We start from the raw sequence: 21,669 nt of genomic DNA on the forward strand, positions 1-21,669 counted from the left end.
CGTGAAGACAATCGGAGTTCGATGCCGCGGCAGGCCGTGAGCGACATGGGCTGCTGGCTCCGCTGCGCGAAGCCCAGGTTTCGGAGGTCAGGCGCGACATCGAGTTGTACAAGCCGCTCAAGGAAGCCTCCGTGGCCACGGCCGTGCGCTCGATGCAGCATTTCGATCCCTTGGAAGAGCAGGTCGTGCAGGATGCCCTGGCGGGAGTGCAGGCCGACCCCACGCGCGCGGCGGGACGCGCGACCGTGGATGTGCGCGCATCCTTCGTGAAGGCCCGCGAAGGCGAGGAGCGCAAGCTGTCTTCCATGGGCCTGGACCCGGCGCGCATGGCCTGGATGGGCCACTCCTCGTCCATGCAGGAGGCCGCGGTCGAGGCGGCCGCACGCACCCGCGCCGCCGAAACCGAGATTCAGCGCGCCGAAACGGCCACGCATCAGGGCCGTCTGGATGCCCTGGGTTTGCGCAAGCAGGCGGCCATGCCTGAGCAGAGCAGCTTGAACGCCGCGCCTGTCGATACCTTCGGAGACCAGGCCGGCCAAGCGGCAAGTCTCATGCGCGCAGGTCAGGCCGGGCTGACCGGACTGACCGGCGACAGTATGGCCATGTCCCAGAACGCCCAGAAGCTGTACGGGCAATATTCCCAGCAATTCTTGAAGGATTTTGGGCTGATGTTTTCAAAGCTTGGATGATAGGGCCTTTCCGTGATGCGCGGTCGTCGGGGGCTTCAAAAACGTCTGTCCCGACGGTCTGGGGGCCGCCGGGACAGACTACGCGAGGAGAACGAGAAGATGAGAATCGAGACAAATCGCATCAGCCGCACTGTCCAGCTTCAAGGGGGCCGGATGCCGCAGCCAGGCTGGGTCATGCGTGGGACAATGCTCGGGTGGGATCAGCCTCTTGGCTCTGCGGTCGCATGCATGAGTCGCCTTGCTGAAAAACGCGCCACATTGTCACGGTAGGTATGTATTGTATTGGTGGGCGTGCGTGTATAGGACGCAGTCTGATTTTAATGTCGGTCAGTGTCCTACGCGAATGAAAAAAGCAATGGCGCGGGGACGGCGTACAAGCCGACGTCCCCGCGCCTGAGGGCGCAAATAGAGGTCGAAGCGCGATCGTGCTCGAATGTCAACGCGAGCGTGAACCGTATATCAAATCCATTCCGGATCAGGTGCAGAGGAGCGGCAGAAGGAGATAGAGAAGAGAGTTGGTCATGCGCACCGCCTTCCGTGCGTGGAGACTTCATATCATGCTCAAGATCGGGGTCAAGACCAAAAGCACGCCTGTCCGGAGGCACGTTCTGGCAGCATCTCCCGCCAAGTGGAAGATGCACTTCGGATGATCATTGGATTATTCCGGGTGGGAACCTATCCATGCCGCATATATGAGATGCCGCAACGTTCCGATGGCTCAGGAATAGACGAAGAGGATTGAATCAAATTGGAGCCGGCCGAGTCACCCGAGGAACCATCGCGCATGCAACCGATGCAAGCACCGTCATGTGCCGGCCGCTTGAAACATCATTCCGTTTCCAGTGGCCCGGCCGGTCCGCATGTATGCGGCGCCGTCTCCAGCGCCTTGATCAACGGCCGAAACTACCGGCCGCTGCGATCAGCTCCTGCCGCCATGCTTCGAGCGGCCCTTGGGGAAGGCTGGACCACCCAAACCTTCCCCAAGGCCGTGCGGGAGGATGATGGCCTGCCCGCAGGCACAACGCCTGCACAGGCCTGCCTACACCAAGCAAGCTACCTCTCTTGCCGCCCGTGATACATCGGCCAGGGGAGCATTCTTGCGTCCGGGTTCTTCCTACCTTTGGTTCAGACTCCGGCATACGTCCTCCATCACGAGGTGTATGCTCTCCAGCCTGCGATGGGCCCTCGGATTAGGCCTGTAATGAAATAAGGGAATCGATGCGCGGCCTTGAGCTTCAGGCCTGGGGTGCCCACGCGCGTTTTCTAGAGCGGATTGCTTTTAAGACGCTCCGGCGTTGACGGCGCAAGTGAATTACGCCTACGCGGCGGCAAGCCATGCCGCCGCATGGCTTGTAGAGCATTTTCAAAAGCAAAATATTTTATTTTAAGACCGCAATGGTGGAAGGGGCAAGAGGCAATGTGAGCACGAAGGTGCTGCCCTGGCCAGGAGTGCTTGTCGCTCCGATGTCGCCGCCATGGTCCTCCATGATTCGGAAGGAGACGGCCAGCCCGAGGCCCGTGCCTTTCGCCTTGGTGGTGAAGAAGGGGCTGAAAATGCGTTCCAGGACTTCCGAGGGCATGCCCATGCCCGTATCCTGCACGGAAACCATGACCGTTTCGCCTTGACGCCAGGAGCGGAAATGGATTTTTCCTCCGGAGGGCATGGCTTCGCCCGCGTTCTTGGCCAAGTTGAGCAGCACCTGTTGAATCTGGTTCTTGTCGAAAGGGACTGCCGGCAGGTCATGGCTCAGCTCCAGGACGCATTCGATGCCGCGCTCGGAAAAATCGCTCTCCACCAGCCGCACGGTATCCAGCACGGCTTGGTTGATGTCCTGGGGGATGAGGTCGGGCTTGCAGGGTTTGGTGAAGCCCGAGACCTCGCGCAGCAGGGTTTCCAGCCGCTTGGCCTCGTCCTCGATGATCTGCAGCTTGCCGCGCAGCTTCTCGGCCTGGGGATCTACCCCGGCTAGGTCCCTGCGCACCTGGGCCGCGAAACCGCCCATGAGCAGCAGCGGGTTCTTGATCTCGTGGGCCAAGTGGGAAGCAGCTTCGCCCACGGCGGCAAAACGCTCGGAGCGCACCAGGTGTTCCTGGGCCTCAAGGAGCCTGGTCATGCTTTCCTGAACCTTATCCCGCTCCACGCGCAGATCGGCGGTTTTTTGGTCCACCTCGCGGTGCAACAGTTCGGCCCAGCGCAGGGACAGGTATATGACAGCCGCCAGCACCGACAGCGCCAGCAGCACCGACACGGCCGTAACAAACCACTGCTGCAGCAGGAACGGGCGCAGGATGCCGAAGACCTCGGTCGTGGGCGCAGTCAGGCCCACGGACCACAGCAGCTCGGGGTGCTCCCGTCCGGCATAATGGACCGGCGAGTAGGCCAGGAGCTTCTCCATCTCGGCGGTTATCCCCCGGTGCCAGCCCGAGACGTACCAGTCCATGCCCTCTTCGCCCTTGAGCAGCTTCTCGGCCATGAGCTCGTTGATTCGGCTGTAAGATATCTGGGGGTTGCGCTCCCCGCGCACGCTGAAGGCGCTCTGGCCCAGGAATCTGTCCTCGTAGTGGCTCAGGAAGATTCCGTCGTGGTTGATCACCCAGGCATAGCCGGTTTCGCCCGAACGTATCTCGCGCGCATAGCGCTGGGCCACGGCCAGGGCGTCGATCACGAGGAAGTCCAGCCCTGAACTCGGCGCATCCGGATTCCCGGACGTCCGCGCGGCCATGACCACGATGTGCCGCCCTGCGAACGGGCCATCTTGCGGAACGATGTCTGGCCCGATGTAGACCGTGTTTCCATCGGTCTGGGAGTTTACCCAAGCTCGGCTGCCGGCTAGTATGGTCGTGAGTTCCTGGCCGTGCACAATACCGTCGGCCGTGACGGCCAAGGCCCCAGAACCATTCAGGGGCGCGTGACCGAGGGCCTCGATATTCCAGCCCGCCAAGAGCTGGAACACACGATCCATATCCTTGGCCCCAGCTAGGCCGGTAATCCCGGAAGGCCTGAGCGAGTCCAGGGTCAACAGGCTCGTTTCCAGGAAACTGAAGTGGTTGCGGATGTCGTGGGCGATTTGTCGGGCAAGGATGAGCTGCTGCCGGTTGAACAGCTCCGTGACCGTGGCCTCCAGCACGCGGTTGGTCCGGTAGCCGACCAGGCCGAGAATGACGGCCAGCAGGAGCAATCCCAAGGAGAAGGCGGCTAGGAACTTCTTGATCACGTGGGGCGACCCTTGCTTGTACAGGCTGGCGCGCAAGTCCGCGCCGCATGCGTTTCAAGACGCCTAGGATACTTTGTCTTCGTTCCATGGACAAGGCGCGCGGGACTGCCTACTCCGATCAATCCCCCGCAGAGCTTGCCGCCGCGTAGGCGCAATTCACTTGCGCCGTCAACGCCGGAGCGGGCGTCTTAAAGCATCTTGTATTTCAGACGCTCCCTTCGGCGTTGACGGCGGAATTACATTCCGCCTACGCCTGCGGGGCGGCAAGCCATGCCGACGCATGGCTTGCAGAGCATTTTCAAAAGCAAAATGCTCTAAAAGCAATCTGCTCTAGACGCAGTTCGGAAAGAACAGATCCACGCGCAGTCCAGGGGCAGGCTCGCCCGGACGGTTGTCCGCAAGAGACAGCGAAGCCTTGTGCAGTCTGGCCACGGCCGCCACCAGGCTCAGACCCAGGCCGCTGCCGGGCGTGCTGCGGCTGTGCTCCAGGCGGTAGAAGCGCGTGAGCACCTTGCCGCGTTCGGCTTCGGGCACACCCGGGCCGGTGTCGGCCACGCTCAGAAGACAGCCGTTGCCGTCCTTGGTCAAAGACACGAGCACCTCGCCGCCCTCGGGGGTGTACTTGATGGCGTTGTCCAGCAGGTTGGCCACGGCCTGCGACAGAAGATGTCTGTTGCCGCGCACCGTGAGACCCGAAGAGAGCTCCGTGCGCAGGGCCAGGCCCTGTTCCTCGGCCAGAGGCGCATACAGCTCCACCGCGTCCCCGACTATGCATGCCATGTCCAGGAGCTGGGAATCCTCGCGGCTCGTGCCGGCCTCGGCCTGAGCGATGCGCAGGAGCGCGTTGAACGTGCCCAGGATGTCTTCGGTCTCGGCGATGGTGCGCTCCAGGGCTTCGCGGTAGGTCTGCTGGTCGCGCTCCTCCAGCAGCACCACTTCCAGGCGGCTGCGCAGGCGGTTGAGCGGCGTGCGCAGATCGTGGGCGATATTGTCGCTGACCTGGCGGATGGACGCCAGCAGGACTTCTATCTGGTCGAGCATGCGATTCAGGTTCAAGGCCAGCTGGTCGAACTCGTCGCCCGAACCGTCCGTGGGCACGCGCCGGGACAACTCGCCTTCCATGATCCCGCGGCTGGTGCGGTTGATGCTCTCCAGGCGGCTCAGCAAGCCCCGGCTCATGACCAGACCGCCGACCAGGCCCAGGATCATGGTCATGGCCAAACCCCATATCAGGGAGTCGATGATGAGGGTCTGGATCAGACGCAGATCCGTGATGTCGCGGCCGACCATGAGTGTGTAATTTCCGGGCAGCGCGACCAGGTGAAAACGGATGGGGACATGCCTGCGGCCGATCCTGAACGACGCCGTGAGCCAGTTGCGCTCGTTGATGATGGGCACAATCTCGCGCAGTGCGTCGCTGGGTAGGTTGCCGGCCAGGAGCCGCAGGTTGTTGTCCGCCAGCAGATAAAAGCTGTCGTGCCCGGTCTCGGCGGACAGGCGCTTGGCGATGCTGCGCTGAATGCCGCCCAGGCCCAACAGCCGATACTGCTCGGACAGGGACAGCACCTCGGCCGCTATGGTCTCGTCGGTCTGGCGCTCCATGAACCCGGCGGTGGTCCAGTAGATGTAGCCGAGCAGCATGAGCACCGAAGCGCCGAACAGGAGCATGTACAGAAGCGAGAAGCGGAAAGTCGTGGAGTGCAGGAGCCTAACGGGCATCACGCAGGGAGTAACCCGAGCCGCGCACGGTGTGCAGGAGCGGGCGGTCGAAATCTTTGTCTATCTTTTGGCGCAGGCGGCTGATGTGCACGTCGATGACGTTTGTCTGCGGGTCGAAGCTGTAGTCCCAGACGTTTTCCAGGAGCATGGTGCGCGTGACCACCTGTCCGGCGTGGCGCATGAGGTATTCAAGCAGGGCGAACTCTTTGGGCTGCAGCTCTATGCTCCGGCCCGCGCGGCGCACGCTGCGTCCCACCAGGTCCATTTCCAGGTCAGCGACCTTGAGCATGGTGCCGCCGGTCACGGCCCCGGCGCGGCGGTCCAGGGCCTCCAGTCGCGCCAGCAGCTCGGCAAAGGCATACGGCTTGGTCAGGTAGTCGTCGCCGCCGGCCTTGAGACCGCGCACGCGGTCGTCCACCTCGCCCATGGCCGAAAGGAACAGCACGGGCGTGGCGTTGCCGGTCGAACGCAACGTCTTGACGATGGTCAGCCCGTCCACGCCCGGCAGCATACGGTCAACGACCATGGCGTCGTAGCTTCCGGCGGCGGCCATGTACAGACCGTCCTTGCCGTCGGCCGCGTGCTCCACCACATGGCCGCTCTCCCGCAGGCCCTTGAGCATGTAGGAGGCGGCCTCCAGGTCATCCTCGATCACCAGAATGCGCATAGAAGATCCCAAAGGCTTTAGGTTGCCAGCAAGCCCTTATGCCTGCCGCCGGGGCAAAGCGCAAGGGACTCGCCCCCCCCCCGGCGTGGCGGCGTCGGAATGCATCCGGAAGGTGCGCCGCCCACCCGGAAGCGCCGGTTCAGGGTTGCCCGGCATGCTTGTACATATGCAATTCCCAGAGGTCGGCCTCGTCGTCGCGGCGCAGAATCCAGACGTGGCCATCGGGATCGCGGACCTTGAAGTAGCGGTGGTCCGGCGCGAGCCAGCGATCGAGCACTTCCTCCACTTCGACGGCCATGCCACCCACATGAAAGCGCCGTGGAACCTCCTCGCCCCTATGACCCGCGTAGCATTCGACCGTGATGGGAATGGGCACGCCGTTAAAGTGCGTCATCGGTTCCTCCTGCGATTCTACCATGAGTCCGCAAAGTCGCTTTTTACTTTTTCGACCCTACGTATTATCGCTCATCATGTGATACGCTTCAATAGTGCCTCCAGGCCATGTGTGGCGCGGGCAAACGCGCGGGGCCAGGGTTTCTTATCAGAATGGCCCAGGGTGGAGAGGGGGGCAACACGGAGACACATGCGAACTATCGGCAAATACGAAATCCTGGGTCTGCTCGGCGCGGGCGGCATGGGCCGGGTGTACAAGGTGCGCCTGCCCGTGGCCGGACGCATCGTGGCCCTCAAGCTGTGCCGGCCGCGCGAGGAGCTGGAGTACATCCTGGGGCCGGCGGAGATCGAGGAGCGCTTCCTGGCCGAGGTGCGCGTGCTGGGCTCCATCCGCGACAAGCATGTGGTGGGCGTGCTGGATTTCGATCGTGACCAGGCCGGCCGGCCCTTTTTCGTCATGGATTATTACTGCATGAACCTGGGCCTGCTGCTGGGCGAGCGCTACGAGTCAGGCCCGGCCCGGCGGCTAACCGTGGACAAGGCCGCGCGCTACGGCCGGCAGGCCCTGCTGGGCCTTGCGCGGCTGCACTGGGAAGGCGTGGTGCACCGGGACGTGAAGCCCTTCAACATTCTCGTCACGCCCGAGGATACGGTGAAACTCATCGACTTCGGCCTGTCGCGCGTGCGTGGCGAGGGCCGCAGTCAGCCCGGCGGCCTCAAAATCGGCACGCCCTATTACACGGCTCCCGAGCAGGAGGATTCGCCCGAGGAAGCCGACGAGCGTTCGGACCTGTTCTCCATGGGCGTGGTCTTGTGGCGCATGCTCACGGGCGAGCTGCCCGACGACGCGTCAGGCCACGTTTCCGCGCAGGAAAGCGAACGCAGGCGGCCAAGCGAGATCAATTCGCTGCTGGGCCAAGAGTGGGACGATTTCCTCCTGCGCGCCACAAACCCGGACCGGGCGCGACGTTTCGACAGCGCCTTAAGCATGTGCGCGGCCTTGGATGCGACACACGCGGCCTGGCGCGAGCGGCTGTCCGCGTCCTGCCGCCTGGACGAGCACACGGTCACGCCGCGCGCGGCTACGGCCCGGCCTCGGTCCGCTCCGCTCAGGGTGCGCGTGGCCGAAGCTGAAAGCGTTTTCGCGTTGGACAGCCTGAGCCGGCCCAAGAACTACACGTCTGGAAAGATGTTCGCTGAACCGCAGGGCTTGAGCGTGGAGCACCCGGCCACGGGCCTTGTCTGGGAGCGTGCAGGCTCTCCCTACCCGCTACAGTGGGAGGAGGCCCTGGAATATGTGGAGGAATTGAACGACGTGCGCTTTGCTGGCTTTGCCGACTGGCGGCTGCCCACGGTGGACGAGCTGCTGACCATCCTGGCTCCGGCCGGCGAATGGGGCGACTACTGCGTGCAGCCGCTGTTCGATACTGCCCAGCGCAGGCTGTGGAGCGCGGACCGGGCCACCTTCGTCTCGGCCTGGTGCGCCGATGTGGAGCTGGGCTTCGTCACGGCCCAGGACTTCACCTGCTTTTTTCACGCGAGGGCCGTACGCGGAGGAACGTAAAGCGAATCGAAGAGGGCTCCGCCCTCCTCGAGCTCCTCTCGCCAGGGAGGACGCCTCCCTGGACCCGCGAATTTTTTACGCGTGCCTCGCGAAGCGATTCGTCCATAAAAATGGGGGGTCCAGGGGAATGATTCCCCTGGTGGGTGGGATCCGGGGGAGGGCAACGCCCTCCCCCGGTTTTCTGGCGAAAATAAGTATCTACGACGCTTCGCGCGCCTCGGCCCTGGGGCTGGGCAGCGCCTGGCGCTCGTCGGTGAGCATGCGCTGCATGGAGCCGGGCAGCAGGCTGGCGATGGGCTTTTCGGTAAATTGGCGCAGGCTGTCGCGCAGGTCGTCCCAGCGGTCGAGCACGCGCTCCAGAATCGAAGCCGGCCGCTCCTGCGTGAGGTGCGCAAACAGGTCCCTGACCTGCACGAAATCCGGGCTCTCCTCCATAGCCAGCTCCAAGGTGGACAGGGCCTGCTCCATTTTGCCGCGCTCAAGCTGGGCCATGGCCAGGCCGAGCCAGGCTTCCTCGTCCTCGGGCGTGAGCATGGCCGCGCGGCGCCACGCCAGAAGGCCGGCTTCCCAATCCTGCTCCCGCCACAGGGTCTTGGCCACGGCTACGAAGGGGTTGGCCATATGCCCGCCCTCGCGCAGGATTTCCCCGTGCAGCATGCGCACTTCGACATAGCGGTCGCTCCAGGCGTAGTGCTTGGCGGCGCGAGTCAGGTTTTCCAGGTAGCGAGGTTTGTTGCGCAGTCCGCGGTATGCTTGGGCCATACCTTCGAAGGCCTCGGCATAAGCTGCGTTGAGCCTTATGGCCTGCTCGAAAGCCTCGATGGCCACGTCCCACTCCTGGTTCAAAAGAAGACGGCTGCCCTCCTGGAAGAACGAGCGGGCATTGCGCTTGTGCTCGGGGCTGACCTCGTCAGCCTCGAATTCTTCTCTTTTGGCCTTGAGCTGCGCCGCCCAGTTGGTCACGGATTCGGGCAGGCGGCGAATCTTTCTGGCCGTCTCGGCCTGACGTTCGAAGGTGTCGATGGAGTACGGCCGCAAGAGATAGCCGGAGCAGCCCGATGCGATGGCCTCAAGCACGGAAAGCTCGCGGTTTTCCAGGGTTGCCATGACCACGGGCAAGTTGGCTGTGGTCGGGCTTTCACGCAAGGCGCGCATGAAGGCGTAACCATCCATGTCCGCAAGCTGCTTGTCGCAGATGACCAAGTCTACGTGATGGTTGCCAATATAGGCCTCGGCTTCTCGGCCCGTGGTGAACACGGCCATGATCTCCGCGCCCAGCCCTTTGGCCACCTCGCGGTCCACGCGGGAATGCCCTTCGTGCTCGCTGACGATGACTACGTTCCTGAAGAGTCTGCGCTTGCTGGACATGTCGCCCCCGGCAAAAACTGCCCGGTTGATGGTTCTCGCTCCTGAAGAATGCAGGACTGATACCAATAGTCGCGGATGCTTAGCTGGCTTGGGTGGAGCTGGTTAGGTTGTTGTCGACTGTCAGATTTCCGAGTGGTGCGGTGGGGATTGCCGCGAATGGTTTGTGGCCGGAGCATGTGGAGATCGGAGGAAATATGGCCGTTCGAGCGAAGAGCGGCAAGCTTGACGGTCGGTTCGACGCTGGCTTCCACCGGCTTTCAGCTTCCCTTGGGATATTGCAAAAAGCCTGTTTTGGCTCACGCTCAAACGTTAAGGCTTTCGCAATCACAATCATTTGCGGCAATATTAATTTGACCAGCCCTGGCTTAACCGCCGTGTCTATATTATGACTTCAAAACCGGCCGAGCTCAAAAGGCTGACGTTATAAACAAGTCTCTAAGGAATCATTTTATTCATCAAACCGAATCTCCTGGGAAAAGCTTGGGTCCTGACCGCGTGTCACGTCTTTTCCCGCGTCGAGCCTTCACCGCGGCCGTACGGCGCGCTAGGCTCGCTAGATGCCCGCAACCGGCTTGAGCACTGGCGGCGGGCTGGAATCGACAGACATGAGACACAAGGAGGTAGGACCATGAAGGCCGTCGTATTTCACGGCATAGGCGACATTCGCCTGGACGATGTGCAGGAGCCCAAGATCGAGCAGCCCACGGACGCTATCGTGCGCCTCACGTCCAGCGCCATCTGCGGCACGGACCTGCACATGATTCGCGGGTCCATGAGCGGCATGCAGCCAGGCACGATTCTAGGTCACGAAGGCGTGGGCGTCGTGGAGGAGGTAGGGCCGGCAGTGCGCAACCTCAAGGCCGGCGAGCGCGTGGTCATCCCCTCGACCATCGCCTGCGGCTACTGCTCCTACTGCCGTGCGGGCTACTATTCTCAATGCGACAACGCCAATCCAAACGGCAGCCGGGCCGGCACGGCCTTTTTCGGCGGGCCCAAGTCAACCGGCCCCTTCCACGGGCTGCAGGCCGAGTACGCACGCGTGCCCTACGCCAATATCGGCCTGACCAAGATTCCCGAGGAGGTGGACGACGACCAGGCCATCCTCCTCTCGGACATCTTCCCCACGGGCTGGTTCGGCGCGGACATGGCCGAGATCAAGCCCGGCGATGCCGTGCTCGTGTTGGGCTGCGGCCCGGTGGGCCTGTTCGCTATCCAGAGCGCGCTCATGATGGACGCCGGCCAGGTGTTCGCCGTGGACCACCACGACTCGCGATTGGACGTGGCCCGGGAACTGGGCGCCGAATGCATCAATTTCGACCGCGAGGACCCTGTGGAGGCGGTTATGTCCACCACGGGCGGCATCGGCGTGGATCGGGTCATCGACGCCGTGGGCGTGGACGCCAATCCTCCGGAGTCGGGCCCGGCGGCCGACAAGGCCCGCGAGCGAGAGGAGATGTTCCGGCAGCAGGCGCAGATGGTCTCGTCGCAGGCCAAGCCCGAGGGCGAGCTGTGGAAGCCCGGTCAGGCCCCGTCGCAGGCGCTTCTGTGGGCCATGGAGTGCATCGCCAAGGCCGGCACCCTGTCGGTCATCGGCGTGTATCCCGAAACCGTGCGCTTCTTCCCCTGGGGTCAGGCCATGATGATGAACCTGACAGTCAAGGCCGGCAACTGCCCGCACCGGCGCTATATTCCGGACCTGATGCGCATGGTGGCCAGCGGCGCCGTGGATCCGGCCGAGATCCTCTCCCACCGCCTGCCTCTGGATTCCGTCATCGAGGCATACGAGAAGTTTGATCTCCGGGAACCCGGCTGGGTCAAGGTCGAGCTCAGGGCCGCCTAATAGCTATTGATAGGATTTGGAGATTGTCGGATATGGAAACAATGGCAAACCCCACCGGGCGATGGTTTGGCGGGGTTTGCGTATTTCTGGTTCATTTCGTGGGGCCTTCCGGCAGAGCAGGCACAAGTTAGCAGAAAACAGCAGTTCCAAGCTGCCTTTGCCTCGCTCTCGCGGAGTCTCTTGTCGGGTCCACGCTATTGTTAGCATTTTTGGGACAAGTTACGTTCGCCTGTTCCTCGTGGCGAATCAATCACGCATCTCGCCCGCAGGTCGTGGAGAGTCAGCCCAGAACCTTGTTCTCGCGCTATTTCAATGCACTTGTTTAGGCCTTTGTTTTGCAGTTGCAGCAGAGCTCGGCATATTTTTCTATTAGCACATAATGCTAACTTAATTTTCTTGCAAAGTTCGCAGCGCGGGTATAAGTCGCAACATATGCTAAGTTGGCAACGCGGGGAAAAGGCACGGGTGGCTCAGGAAGCGGGCATAACGCCCTCGGATCTGAGCGGGTACATCCGCGGCATCCGTCCCATGAGCGAAAAGCGCGCCCAGGGATTGGAAGAAGCCACCAGGAACGTACTCGGCCCGGAGCGCTGTGTGCCCAAGGAATCCTGGCTCATGCGCGACCGCTTTCCCCATCCTATGCTCGCCGAGCTGGAACCGGCGCGCGAGCCGCGCGCAAAAGCCACCACGAAAGATCAGCGCCCCGCAAGGACCGGGCGCTCGTCAACCAGAAGGAGGACTCCGATGATCGCTGCCAAGGGCCGTTACATGTTCACTTCCGAGTCCGTGACCGAGGGTCATCCGGACAAGGTCGCCGACCAGATATCCGACGCCGTGCTCGACTGCCTGCTGGCGCAGGACCCTGATTCCCGTGTGGCCTGCGAGACGCTGGTCACCACCGGCATGGCCTTCATCGCCGGCGAGATCACCACCCAGGCCTACGCCGACCTGCCGGCCATCGTGCGCGAGACCATCCGGGACATCGGCTACACGAGCTCGCACATGGGCTTCGACGCCGATACCTGCGCGGTCATCTCCTCCATCGACAAGCAGTCCCCGGACATCGCCCAGGGCGTCGGCCGCGCCAAGCCCGAGGATCAGGGCGCAGGCGACCAGGGCATGATGTTCGGCTTCGCGGTCAACGAGACGCCCACGCTCATGCCCGCTCCCATCTACTGGGCGCACAAGCTTTCGCGCCGGCTGACCTACGTGCGCAAGCAGAACATTCTCGACTTCCTGCGCCCCGACGGCAAGACCCAGGTGGCCATCGAATTCGAGGACGGCAAGCCCGTGCGCATCGACAACGTGGTCGTTTCCTGCCAGCACAGCCCCAACATCGAGCAGGCCGACCTGGTGGACGCCGTCAGGAAGGAAGTCGTCTACAAGACGCTGCCCGAGGACCTCATCGACGATAAGCTCAAGATCTATATCAACACCACCGGCCGCTTCGTCATCGGCGGCCCAATGGGCGACTGCGGCCTGACCGGGCGCAAGATCATCCAGGACACCTACGGCGGCATGGGTGCCCACGGCGGCGGCGCGTTCTCCGGCAAGGACCCCTCCAAGGTGGACCGCTCGGCCGCGTACATGGCCCGCTACGTGGCCAAAAACGTGGTCGCCTCCGGCCTGGCCGAGAAGTGCCAGGTGCAGATCGCATACTGCATCGGCGTGGCCGATCCGGTATCGGTGCTCGTGAGTGGCATGGACACGGGCGTGGTTTCGGACCAGACCCTTACCAAGGCCGTGCGCGAAGTCTTCGACCTGCGGCCCTACTTCATCATCGATCGCCTCAAGCTCAAGCGCCCCATCTACAGGAAGAGCACCAACTACGGCCACTTCGGTCGCGAGGACCCGGACTTCACCTGGGAGCAGAGCGACGCGGTGGACGATCTTCGCACTGCCTGCAAGATTTAGCCGCATACGAGAAAAGCAAAGACAGGAATAGTCTCCTGACGAGGGAAACCATTCCCATTTAGAAGAAATTACAAATCAAGTATTATACTCATCCTTGCATGAGGAATGAGTACGCCAAGGCCGCGAAAGCGGCCTTGTGTCGTTTCAATCCGCGCCCTGCGGAGGGGCGACCTCAAGATGATCAAGCTGGTTAGCTCCGGGCGGACTCCGGAGGCGTTGGCCAGGTCTTCACCAAGGATTCGAGCATGCCAATGCCCTCCGGGCTCCTCACGGGCGAGGAAAGCTAGCTGGCACAGTTCGGCGGCGAGCCTGACCGTCTCGTGAGCCGTGAAGCAGCCAACATTGTCCCTGAGCCACTCCACAGAGTGAGAGACCACGGGCGCTGCAAGGCGCCTTTCCACGCAATCCAGCCTGAGATCGCGGATCATCCCTGCGCTGCTACCGCCGGTTGAAGCCACAAAGCCCATGGCCTTACGTCGCAGCATTCGCTGGCCAAGGCCACGCGTACGGCCTAGCCACCTTGGCAGGCGATCTCGAAGGTATCCAAGCTTTAGCGCAGATTGCGCCGCTAGGTGATGACCTTGCCTTCGTGGGGCCGAGTAGACCGCCTGCCTGGGTGTCGGCCTAACAGAAGGTCGCATCGGCGCATGATGCAGTAGACTCGCTTGTGGTTCACCTTTCAGCGTCCAAGCGCTTCCTGTCTGCGGTTCAAGGCGGCGCACACACGGCGTTAGCCGTAGGTCAGCCTCTTCTTCATAAAGGGCCTTCGCAGAGAGTTGAGCCGGGAGGAAGGTGGAAAAGAGCCCAAGAGCAGCGAAAATTTGCCCCGGGAGAGCTCTATATCATGCACTCGCAACGCCTTGGATATGATCACCCTAGACTATGCCAAAAGCTAGTTTTCTGTTTGTTGGTATATTTTAGCATAGCTGAAAAATACCCTAGTCTTTCTGTATCGCTGCCAAGATCATCGCCTTGATTCTTCAGACAAGCTCTGTACTTTTATCCTGGTTGAAAGATAGCTTGGAATCATATGGAAAATCATGCTTTGTGGCATTCTCCTACAAATGAATTACGTGAGTTGATTGCCTCTCCTGATATGGCAAGTTTGTTACTGTATAAAAAATCAATCCAAAAACATCCCACAAAAGAACAATAACTGCCAAATTATCAGAGAGATAAATAAAATAGTTATATTAAGTTTATAAATTAATAACTAAATTTTCTATAATACGTATTGACAATCAGGTTACCAACTAATTATCGAAGTACAGGCTAAAAATAATCCCATAAGGCATTTAGAAATACTCTATGTGCTTTTTTATGGAGAAATAACTTGATGAAAAGGCCATACAGATCAACGTTTAGTGTAATCCATCAAGTGATTGAATTGCTCTTTGGCGTAATAATATTTTTTCTTGTATTACGTTTTCGCAGCTATTCGCCAGATATGCTTCCAGTTTCATTCTGGGTTGCATTGGTCATGCTGTGCTTTGCAAGCCTATACTTAGTAGATGCATATAGAAACTGGCGTGGACAGCCATTCAGGCGCGAAGCGGGGACGGTGCTCGTAGGCTGTGGGCTCGCCGTGTTTGTTCTCATCAGGTTCAACATGCCCTACAGCCTGAGCGCCCAGACGCCGAGCCTGACTCATTCGGCGTACTCGCTGGCCTTGACCTGGTGGTCGCTCTGGTCGCTGGCACTCATCGTGTCGCGCTTGGGCATTCGGCACATTCTTTCACGACTCCCGCACCAAATTCGGAATTTCCGCTCCGCAGTCATTCTCGGAAGCAATAAAAACGGACTTCGCCTTTTTGAATGGATGGCCGCGAACGACTGGATCAGGATCATTGTCTATGGAGCCACGAATCCGGAGTTTGCAGGCCTGGACCCGCGCATGAGCATCTTCGGTTCGCTGTCCGAGGCTCTTGCCTGGGCGAATCAACAAGGCATCAACCACATCTATCTCGCACCACTGCCGGAGGAAGAGGAAGAACTGCTTAAACTCGGCCCGCGCCTCAGTGATATGACCGCTTCCGTCTACTTGCTGCCGCACATGCTCACGGAGCCGTTCATTCTTTCGGGCGAAAGCGTGGCGTTTGGGAATACCCGAGCCATAGCCCTGTGGGAATCGCCCCAGGGGTACATGCTCGCGGCCAAGAGGGTCATGGATGTGGTCTTGGCGATGGCCGCCCTGCTCGTTCTGGCTCCTGTCTTTGGGGTGGTCGCAGCCGCCATCAAACTGAATTCCTCGGGGCCGGTCATCTACAAACAGATGCGCTACGGCTGGGATGGTAAACAAATAAGCGTATATAAGTTCAGGACCATGCTCGTATGCGAAGATTCGCAGCAGTTCTGTCAGGCGACTGAAAACGATTCCCGCGTGACCAGCGTCGGGCGCTTTCTCAGGCGCACAAGCCTGGATGAGATTCCACAATTTTATAACGTGCTTCAGGGCTCTATGTCGCTTGTTGGACCAAGGCCGCATCCTGTCATGCTGAATGAGCAATGGCGGAAGAAGGTAAGAGGATACATGCTTCGACACAAGGTAAAGCCTGGCATAACAGGCCTTGCGCAGGTTAATGGATTCAGAGGCGAGACAGACACCCATGAGAAGATGGAGAAAAGAATACAGTATGACCTGATGTACATACGAGATTGGTCGCTTACACTCGATATTAAAATTCTTTACAGAACTGTATGGTGTGTATTTGTGCCCAAGAATGCCTACTGAAAGAATTCTGATTGTAAATACTTGTGGCGTGGAGGCTAGGTTATGTTCAGCATAGATCAGAAGCAAAAATTCCGCATGTGGCGCCACGGTATCCGGGCTGGAGTCGTCATGGCGTTCATGTCCGTCCTTGTCATAGCCGGCTGCGGTCAGAAGCGTATCGAGGTGAAGGAGGACCTGCCGCAGTTGCCACCTGTCTCCACGCTTATCGCACCTGGAGACGAACTGTACATCGAGTTCTTCAACAATGCCGAATTGACGAACGAGCATGTCGTCCGCCCAGACGGCAAGATCATGCTGCAGCTGATCGGGGAAGTGCAAGCCTCGGGCAAGACTCCCGGCGACCTGACGAAAGAGATCGAGCAGCGGTACGAGGGATTGCTCCGCCAGCCTAAGGTCGCCATCAGCATTCTTAATCAGCCCGAGCAGGTCGTCTACGTGGCGGGCGAGGTCGTAGCCCCAGGAGAGATCCCGTTGCGCGAGCGCATCTCTATCATCCAGGCCATCATGCAGGCAGGCGGCTTCGACACCAGACGCGCCGATATGTCTCGGGTCATGCTCATCCGCTATTCGTCCGGGAAGCGCCATATGCAGACATATGACATGAAGGCCCTGCTTGATGGCAAGGATGTGCTCGGGGGCACGACCTTCCTGGAGCCCGGAGATATCGTCTATGTGCCTAAACGCATGAGCGCTGAATAGCGCTTCCACACGGGAGAGGCAGCCATGGCCAATGACGCTTTTCGACGGAAGTACACCATGCGCGATGTCGCCGGCGCATTGTTTCGACGCAAGGGGCTTATCTTCGGGGTGGCCGCGTTTTGCACCCTGGCTGTCGCCGGGGTGACCTTCCTCGTGCCGCCTGTCTACAAATCAAGCGCCACAATGCTTTTGCGACTCGGTCGTGAGAGCGTGGCCATGGACCCGTCCATGAGCGCGGAGATCAACCCGGTCCTCTCGCTCGGCCAAGCGCGCGATGCTGAAATGAAGACGGAAATGGAAATCCTAAGGAGCGAGGACCTCGCCGCGATCGTAGTGCGCGAGCTTGGACCCGAGCGAGTCCTGCGCGAATTCGGACCCGACCAGGTCCTGCACAAACCGCCCCCGGCAAGCATGAGCAAAAGCGAGGTGCTGGGGCTGGCCGTCAGGGAGTTTCTCAAGCGCCTGGAAGTGGGAGCGCCTGTGCAGGGAAACACGCTTCTTGTTACCTACGAGGCCGAGGACCCAAATTTTGCGAGGTATGCGTTGAGCATCTTCCTTGACCGCTACCGCGATTATCACGCTGAAGTGTATCGTAGCGGCGGTTCCTCGGTTTTTTTCGAACAGCAGACCCATGCCTTACGGGACGAGGTTAACGCGTTGGAGCAGCAGCTCTCGGAGTACAAGCGCGAGACGAACACGGCGGACCTGGAAGGCGAGCGCGCCCTGCTCATGGAGCGTCTTAAGGAGGCGCGGGCCAAGTTGGACGAGGTTGGAAACAGCCTGGATTCCAGCATATCGAAGGTCGATTTTCTCGGCAGAACCCTGGCTGAGCTGCCACAGGAGGTGGTCACCGGCCGCGTCGAGGGCGTTGCGAATTCCGCTTCGGAAGCCATGCGCGCGAAGCTGTTCGAGCTGCGGGTCAGATATCAGGAGATGAGGAGCAAGTATTACGACGACAGCTTGCCCATGGTTTCGCTCAAGCGGGAGATCGAGGAGGCGGAGCGGATGGTCGCTCAGGAAAAGCCTTACCATGCCCAGAAGAGCTTCGGCCTTAACGCGGTGCGCGAGGAGATTCGCGGCCAGCTTCTTGCCGAGCAGGCCCAGGAGAAGGCCTTGGGCGTGCAGAAGGCCGGGCTGGCCACCCAAATAGACGCCATGGAATGGCAGCTGCGGCGCATCATCGAAGCCGAGCGCAGCCTCAGGAGCATGGAGCGCGAGCGAAATATCAAGGAGGAGAATTACCGCAAGTACGCGCAATTGGCGGAGCAGGCGCGCATCGACAGCGCTTTGGTGGATAAGCGCATCTCCAACCTGAGCGTGATCCAGGCCCCAAGCCTGCCTATGAAGCCGTATAAGCCGAAGAAAGCCCTCAACCTGGCTATGGGCCTTTTTGTGGGGCTCTTCGGGGGTCTGACTCTGGTCATGCTCATGGAGATTATGGACCAACGTCTCAGCCGCCCGGAAGAGCTTGCCGCACTGGGAGTGACTGCCCTCGCCGCGCTGCCCAAGTTTCGCTACGTATCGGACAGGATCTCCATCGAGTCGCATCCGACCGGCAAGAGCATGCTTCCGGATTCTCCACGCGGTGCTCCGCCCATGGTAGCGGGCAAGCGCCTTCCCGCGACCGTTGCACAGATGCCTCTCTTGCGGAGTTTCAGAGTGCTCACCGACCGCGTCCTGGTCAAAAGCCTGAAGGAGGGCGACCATAAATCGCTTCTCTTCACCAGCAGCAATGCTGGCGAGGGAGTGACCTTCATCGCGACGCGCATCGCCAACTTGCTCGCCAGCGGCTGCCGTGAGCGCGTCCTGCTCATCGACGGCGACGTCCACTCGCCGAGCCTTCATTCGTTCTTCGGATTTAGCCTTGATACTCCAGGCTTCATTGACCTCGTCTCGGGCAAGGCTGAAATCGCGGATGTCGTGCGGCGGTCGCTCATCCCAGGTTTGGATATCATCCATGCGGGGCAGAGCGGCAACGGCCACATGCACATGCCAAGCTTCCAGATGCTTCAGGCGGGGGGCATGAGCAAGCTGCTAAAAGCCCTGGAGGGTAGATACGATCACATCCTCATCGACGGCGCCCCGATCCAGGAGAACTCCTCCGCCCTATACCTATCCAAGATCGTGGACGGCGTTGTGCTCGTGGTCGAGGCTGAGAAGACCCGGCGCCAAGTTGTCCAGCATACGCTCGATCTGCTGAGCGGCGTAAACGCCAAGGTCCTCGGCGGGGTCCTGAACAAGCGCAACTTTCACCTGCCCCGCTGGCTTTACCAGAGACTCTAGGTGTCATGCGGAGGCCGCGGTGAATTCAAGGCATATCGTCGTCGGTAAGGATTTCGTCACTTGGCAGGCAGGTGCTTGGACGCTCCGCGGGGCGCACTTGCGGAAGCAGGCTGGAGAGACTTGCGTCGGCATTCGTCATGTCTGGGGCGAGGTCATGAATAGCAACTAACACCCATAAGGAGCTTAGATGAAAACGGCGGTCGTAACAGGCAGCGGTGGCCTCATCGGTTCCGAAACCGTACGCAGGTGCGCCAAGGAAGGGTTCCTGGTGCTCGGCATTGATAACGACATGCGCTCATACTTCTTTGGGGACCAGGCCTCCACACGGTGGCTGAGCGACTCCCTCCAAGAACAATACGAGAACTTCATCCCGCACAAACTGGACATCCGGGACTACGCCAAGCTCGAGAAGCTGCTCCGGGAACACGCGGTCGACATAGAGCTCATCGTGCACTGCGCGGCCCAGCCAAGTCACGACTGGGCGGCCAGGGAGCCATTGACCGACTTCTCCGTCAACGCGAACGGCACGCTAAACCTCCTGGAGTTCACCCGGCAATACGCACCCCGTGCGACGTTCATCTTCACTTCGACTAACAAGGTGTACGGCGACCTGCCCAACACCCTGCCTCTCATCGAGACGGCGACACGCTGGGAGGTCCAGCCTGACCATCCCTATGCCGAACAGGGCGTGGACGAGTCCATGCCCATCGATAAGTGCAAGCATTCCGTGTTCGGAGCATCGAAGGTGGCGGCCGACATCATGGTCCAAGAGTACGGACGCTACTTCGACATGAACACTGTTTGCTTCCGCGGAGGCTGCCTGACCGGGCCCGACCACTCCGGCGCTCAGTTGCACGGCTTTCTCAGCTACCTAGCGAAATGCGTCCTGACCGGGACGGAGTACACGGTGTTTGGCTACAAGGGCAAGCAGGTGCGAGACAACATCCACTCCAAGGATTTGGTCGACTGCTTCATGCACTACCACAAGAATCCCAGACCCGCGGAGGTTTACAATATCGGCGGGAGTCGCCACAGCAACTGCTCGGTCCTGGAAGCGATCGGCATATGCGAGGAAATGACAGGCAAGCGTATGAAGTACTCCATTGATAACGCCAACCGGAGCGGCGACCATATCTGGTGGATAAGCGACGTAAGCCGGTTCAGGAGCCATTACCCGGAGTGGAACTACACGCATGACGTCAAATCCATAATTGGTGAGATCATGGCAGGGCTGGATAAACGGCTAGGAGGAAAGCCATGCTAGCCGTGCGTTCCGTTGGCCGCCAGAGGATGAGCGGATGATCATGATGCGAGTGCTGCGTTCGGGCAGCTTCCTGACCCTCGTCGATCAAGGCATCTTCAGCGTGGCCAACTTCGCCACCAGCGTGTTCGTGGGCCGGTACTGCATGCAGGAGGAGATGGGAGAGTACACCCTTGGCTTCACGCTCATTAACATCCTCCTCAGCCTCCAACTGTCACTAATCGTCACACCCTACTCCATCTACTATCCAAGACGAGCGGGGGCGGACAGGTACGAGTATACAGGGAGCATCTTCATTCACTCCCTGCTCCTGGCGCTGTGCATATCCGCGATCTTGCTGCTTGCCTCGCTCCTCTTGGGGCCGTGGCTCGATCAGGGTGTAAAATCGATACTGTTCACGCTCTCCTATGTCATCCTGTTCATCATGTTGCGGGACCTGATCCGCAGGGCGTGTTTCGCGCGACTGGAGATCGGGCATGTCCTCTTCCTGGACGGCATCATAGCCGTATTCCAGATCGCAGGCCTCTACTTGTTGCTGCGCAATGGCCTGCTCTCGGCGGAAACCGCCCTAATTGTCATGGGGCTTACGGGCGTGGTGGCGGCCGCGATCTGGCTCCTGGGCAAGCGGGGGGAGGTCCGCTTCAGCCTGCGCAAGGCCCTTGGAGAAGTGCGCATCAGCATTGCCCTGGGAAAATGGGTCTTCCTAAGCGGCCTGCTCTGGCTCCTGAGCATCTCGCTCTACCCATGGCTGCTCGCTTTCTTTCATAACACGGCCGCCGCCGGCGTGTGGGGTGCGGCCATGGGCATCGTTGGCTTCGCCAATCCCGTGATACTTGGCGTGCAGAACTACCTGGGTCCAAAGATGGCCCACCACTACGCTGCGGACGGCATCGGCCGCTTCGAGTCGTTCATCCAGGGCTCCGTGCGGGCCTTCTTCCTCCTGGTCCTGCCCATGGCGCTCGGGTTGTGGTTTTTCGGAGAGAACCTCCTGTCCCTGATCTATGGCCAGAGCTATTCCAACTCCGGGCCAGTCGTGCAGATCATGGGCCTGGACATGATAGTTACGGGCACGGCCTTTTGCTACGGCCGGGCCCTGTTCGTTATGGAGAAGGCCAAGGCCGACTTCCTCGCCAATGTCGCATCGTTTGCTTTCTTCCTTACGATAGGCATCCTTCTCGTCAAAATGTATGGGGCCGTCGGTGTCGCCCTGGGCATGATGCTGGGGAACGCCATCGCCTCGTCCATCAAGTACGTTATCTTCCGCTCGCAGTTACGTATTCACAAGGCAGCCGTGGCCCATGCATACGAGTAGGGAATACAAGCCGG

General features: G+C 60.4%; 14 protein-coding genes. 9 read left to right on the forward strand and 5 right to left on the reverse strand.

Going from position 1 to position 21,669, the window contains the following annotated elements:
- The first annotated feature begins 104 nt into the window (after nucleotides 1–104).
- Complete coding sequence (locus tag H585_RS0115330; protein ID WP_027368464.1) at nucleotides 105–689, forward strand: hypothetical protein; 585 nt, start codon at nucleotides 105–107, stop codon at nucleotides 687–689.
- Nucleotides 690–2,068: 1,379 nt separating this feature from the next.
- On the opposite strand, the gene H585_RS0115340 is transcribed toward H585_RS0115330, so the two are convergent.
- The 4 genes from H585_RS0115340 to H585_RS0115355 all read right to left on the reverse strand — a co-directional run bounded on the left by H585_RS0115340 (nucleotide 2,069) and on the right by H585_RS0115355 (nucleotide 6,684).
- On the reverse strand, nucleotides 2,069–3,904 hold the full coding sequence (locus H585_RS0115340; protein WP_027368465.1) for a sensor histidine kinase: 1,836 nt from the start codon (nucleotides 3,902–3,904) through the stop codon (nucleotides 2,069–2,071).
- A gap of 330 nt (nucleotides 3,905–4,234) precedes the next feature.
- On the reverse strand, nucleotides 4,235–5,623 hold the full coding sequence (locus H585_RS0115345; RefSeq protein ID WP_034628242.1) for a sensor histidine kinase: 1,389 nt from the start codon (nucleotides 5,621–5,623) through the stop codon (nucleotides 4,235–4,237).
- Nucleotides 5,613–6,290, reverse strand: coding sequence for a response regulator transcription factor (locus H585_RS0115350; protein ID WP_014259286.1), 678 nt, complete (start codon nucleotides 6,288–6,290; stop codon nucleotides 5,613–5,615). Before H585_RS0115350 ends, H585_RS0115345 begins: the two co-directional genes overlap by 11 nt.
- A 139-nt stretch (nucleotides 6,291–6,429) precedes the next feature.
- Entirely contained in the window at nucleotides 6,430–6,684 is a 255-nt protein-coding gene (locus tag H585_RS0115355; protein ID WP_005982794.1) for a hypothetical protein, read from the reverse strand.
- 189 nt (nucleotides 6,685–6,873) lie between these two features.
- Between H585_RS0115355 and H585_RS0115360 the strand changes: the two genes are divergently transcribed.
- Entirely contained in the window at nucleotides 6,874–8,247 is a 1,374-nt protein-coding gene (locus tag H585_RS0115360) for a protein kinase domain-containing protein (protein ID WP_027368467.1), read from the forward strand.
- A gap of 198 nt (nucleotides 8,248–8,445) precedes the next feature.
- On the opposite strand, the gene H585_RS0115365 is transcribed toward H585_RS0115360, so the two are convergent.
- Nucleotides 8,446–9,615 (reverse strand): response regulator, encoded by a 1,170-nt coding sequence (locus H585_RS0115365; protein WP_027368468.1) that lies wholly within the window; start codon nucleotides 9,613–9,615, stop codon nucleotides 8,446–8,448.
- A gap of 628 nt (nucleotides 9,616–10,243) precedes the next feature.
- Between H585_RS0115365 and H585_RS0115370 the strand changes: the two genes are divergently transcribed.
- The 7 genes from H585_RS0115370 (at nucleotide 10,244) to H585_RS0115405 (ending at nucleotide 21,655) form a co-directional block, all read left to right on the forward strand.
- On the forward strand, nucleotides 10,244–11,455 hold the full coding sequence (locus H585_RS0115370) for a zinc-dependent alcohol dehydrogenase (protein WP_014259289.1): 1,212 nt from the start codon (nucleotides 10,244–10,246) through the stop codon (nucleotides 11,453–11,455).
- A gap of 744 nt (nucleotides 11,456–12,199) precedes the next feature.
- On the forward strand, nucleotides 12,200–13,369 hold the full coding sequence (gene metK, locus H585_RS0115375) for a methionine adenosyltransferase (RefSeq protein WP_027368469.1): 1,170 nt from the start codon (nucleotides 12,200–12,202) through the stop codon (nucleotides 13,367–13,369).
- A 1,336-nt stretch (nucleotides 13,370–14,705) separates the two neighbouring features.
- A complete protein-coding gene (locus tag H585_RS0115385) occupies nucleotides 14,706–16,100 on the forward strand; it encodes an undecaprenyl-phosphate glucose phosphotransferase (RefSeq protein ID WP_027368471.1) in 1,395 nt (464 codons plus the stop codon).
- A gap of 42 nt (nucleotides 16,101–16,142) precedes the next feature.
- Nucleotides 16,143–16,799, forward strand: coding sequence for a polysaccharide biosynthesis/export family protein (locus tag H585_RS0115390; protein WP_027368472.1), 657 nt, complete (start codon nucleotides 16,143–16,145; stop codon nucleotides 16,797–16,799).
- A 24-nt stretch (nucleotides 16,800–16,823) separates the two neighbouring features.
- On the forward strand, nucleotides 16,824–19,082 hold the full coding sequence (locus H585_RS0115395) for a GumC family protein (RefSeq protein ID WP_027368473.1): 2,259 nt from the start codon (nucleotides 16,824–16,826) through the stop codon (nucleotides 19,080–19,082).
- 187 nt (nucleotides 19,083–19,269) lie between these two features.
- A complete protein-coding gene (locus tag H585_RS0115400; protein ID WP_027368474.1) occupies nucleotides 19,270–20,346 on the forward strand; it encodes an NAD-dependent epimerase/dehydratase family protein in 1,077 nt (358 codons plus the stop codon).
- A 34-nt stretch (nucleotides 20,347–20,380) separates the two neighbouring features.
- Nucleotides 20,381–21,655 carry a lipopolysaccharide biosynthesis protein gene (locus tag H585_RS0115405; protein ID WP_027368475.1) on the forward strand — a complete coding sequence of 425 codons (1,275 nt, stop codon included), beginning with the start codon at nucleotides 20,381–20,383 and terminating at the stop codon, nucleotides 21,653–21,655.
- Nucleotides 21,656–21,669 lie beyond the last annotated feature (14 nt).

It is taken from the genome of Desulfocurvibacter africanus subsp. africanus DSM 2603, from assembly GCF_000422545.1.
GTDB lineage: Bacteria > Desulfobacterota > Desulfovibrionia > Desulfovibrionales > Desulfovibrionaceae > Desulfocurvibacter > Desulfocurvibacter africanus.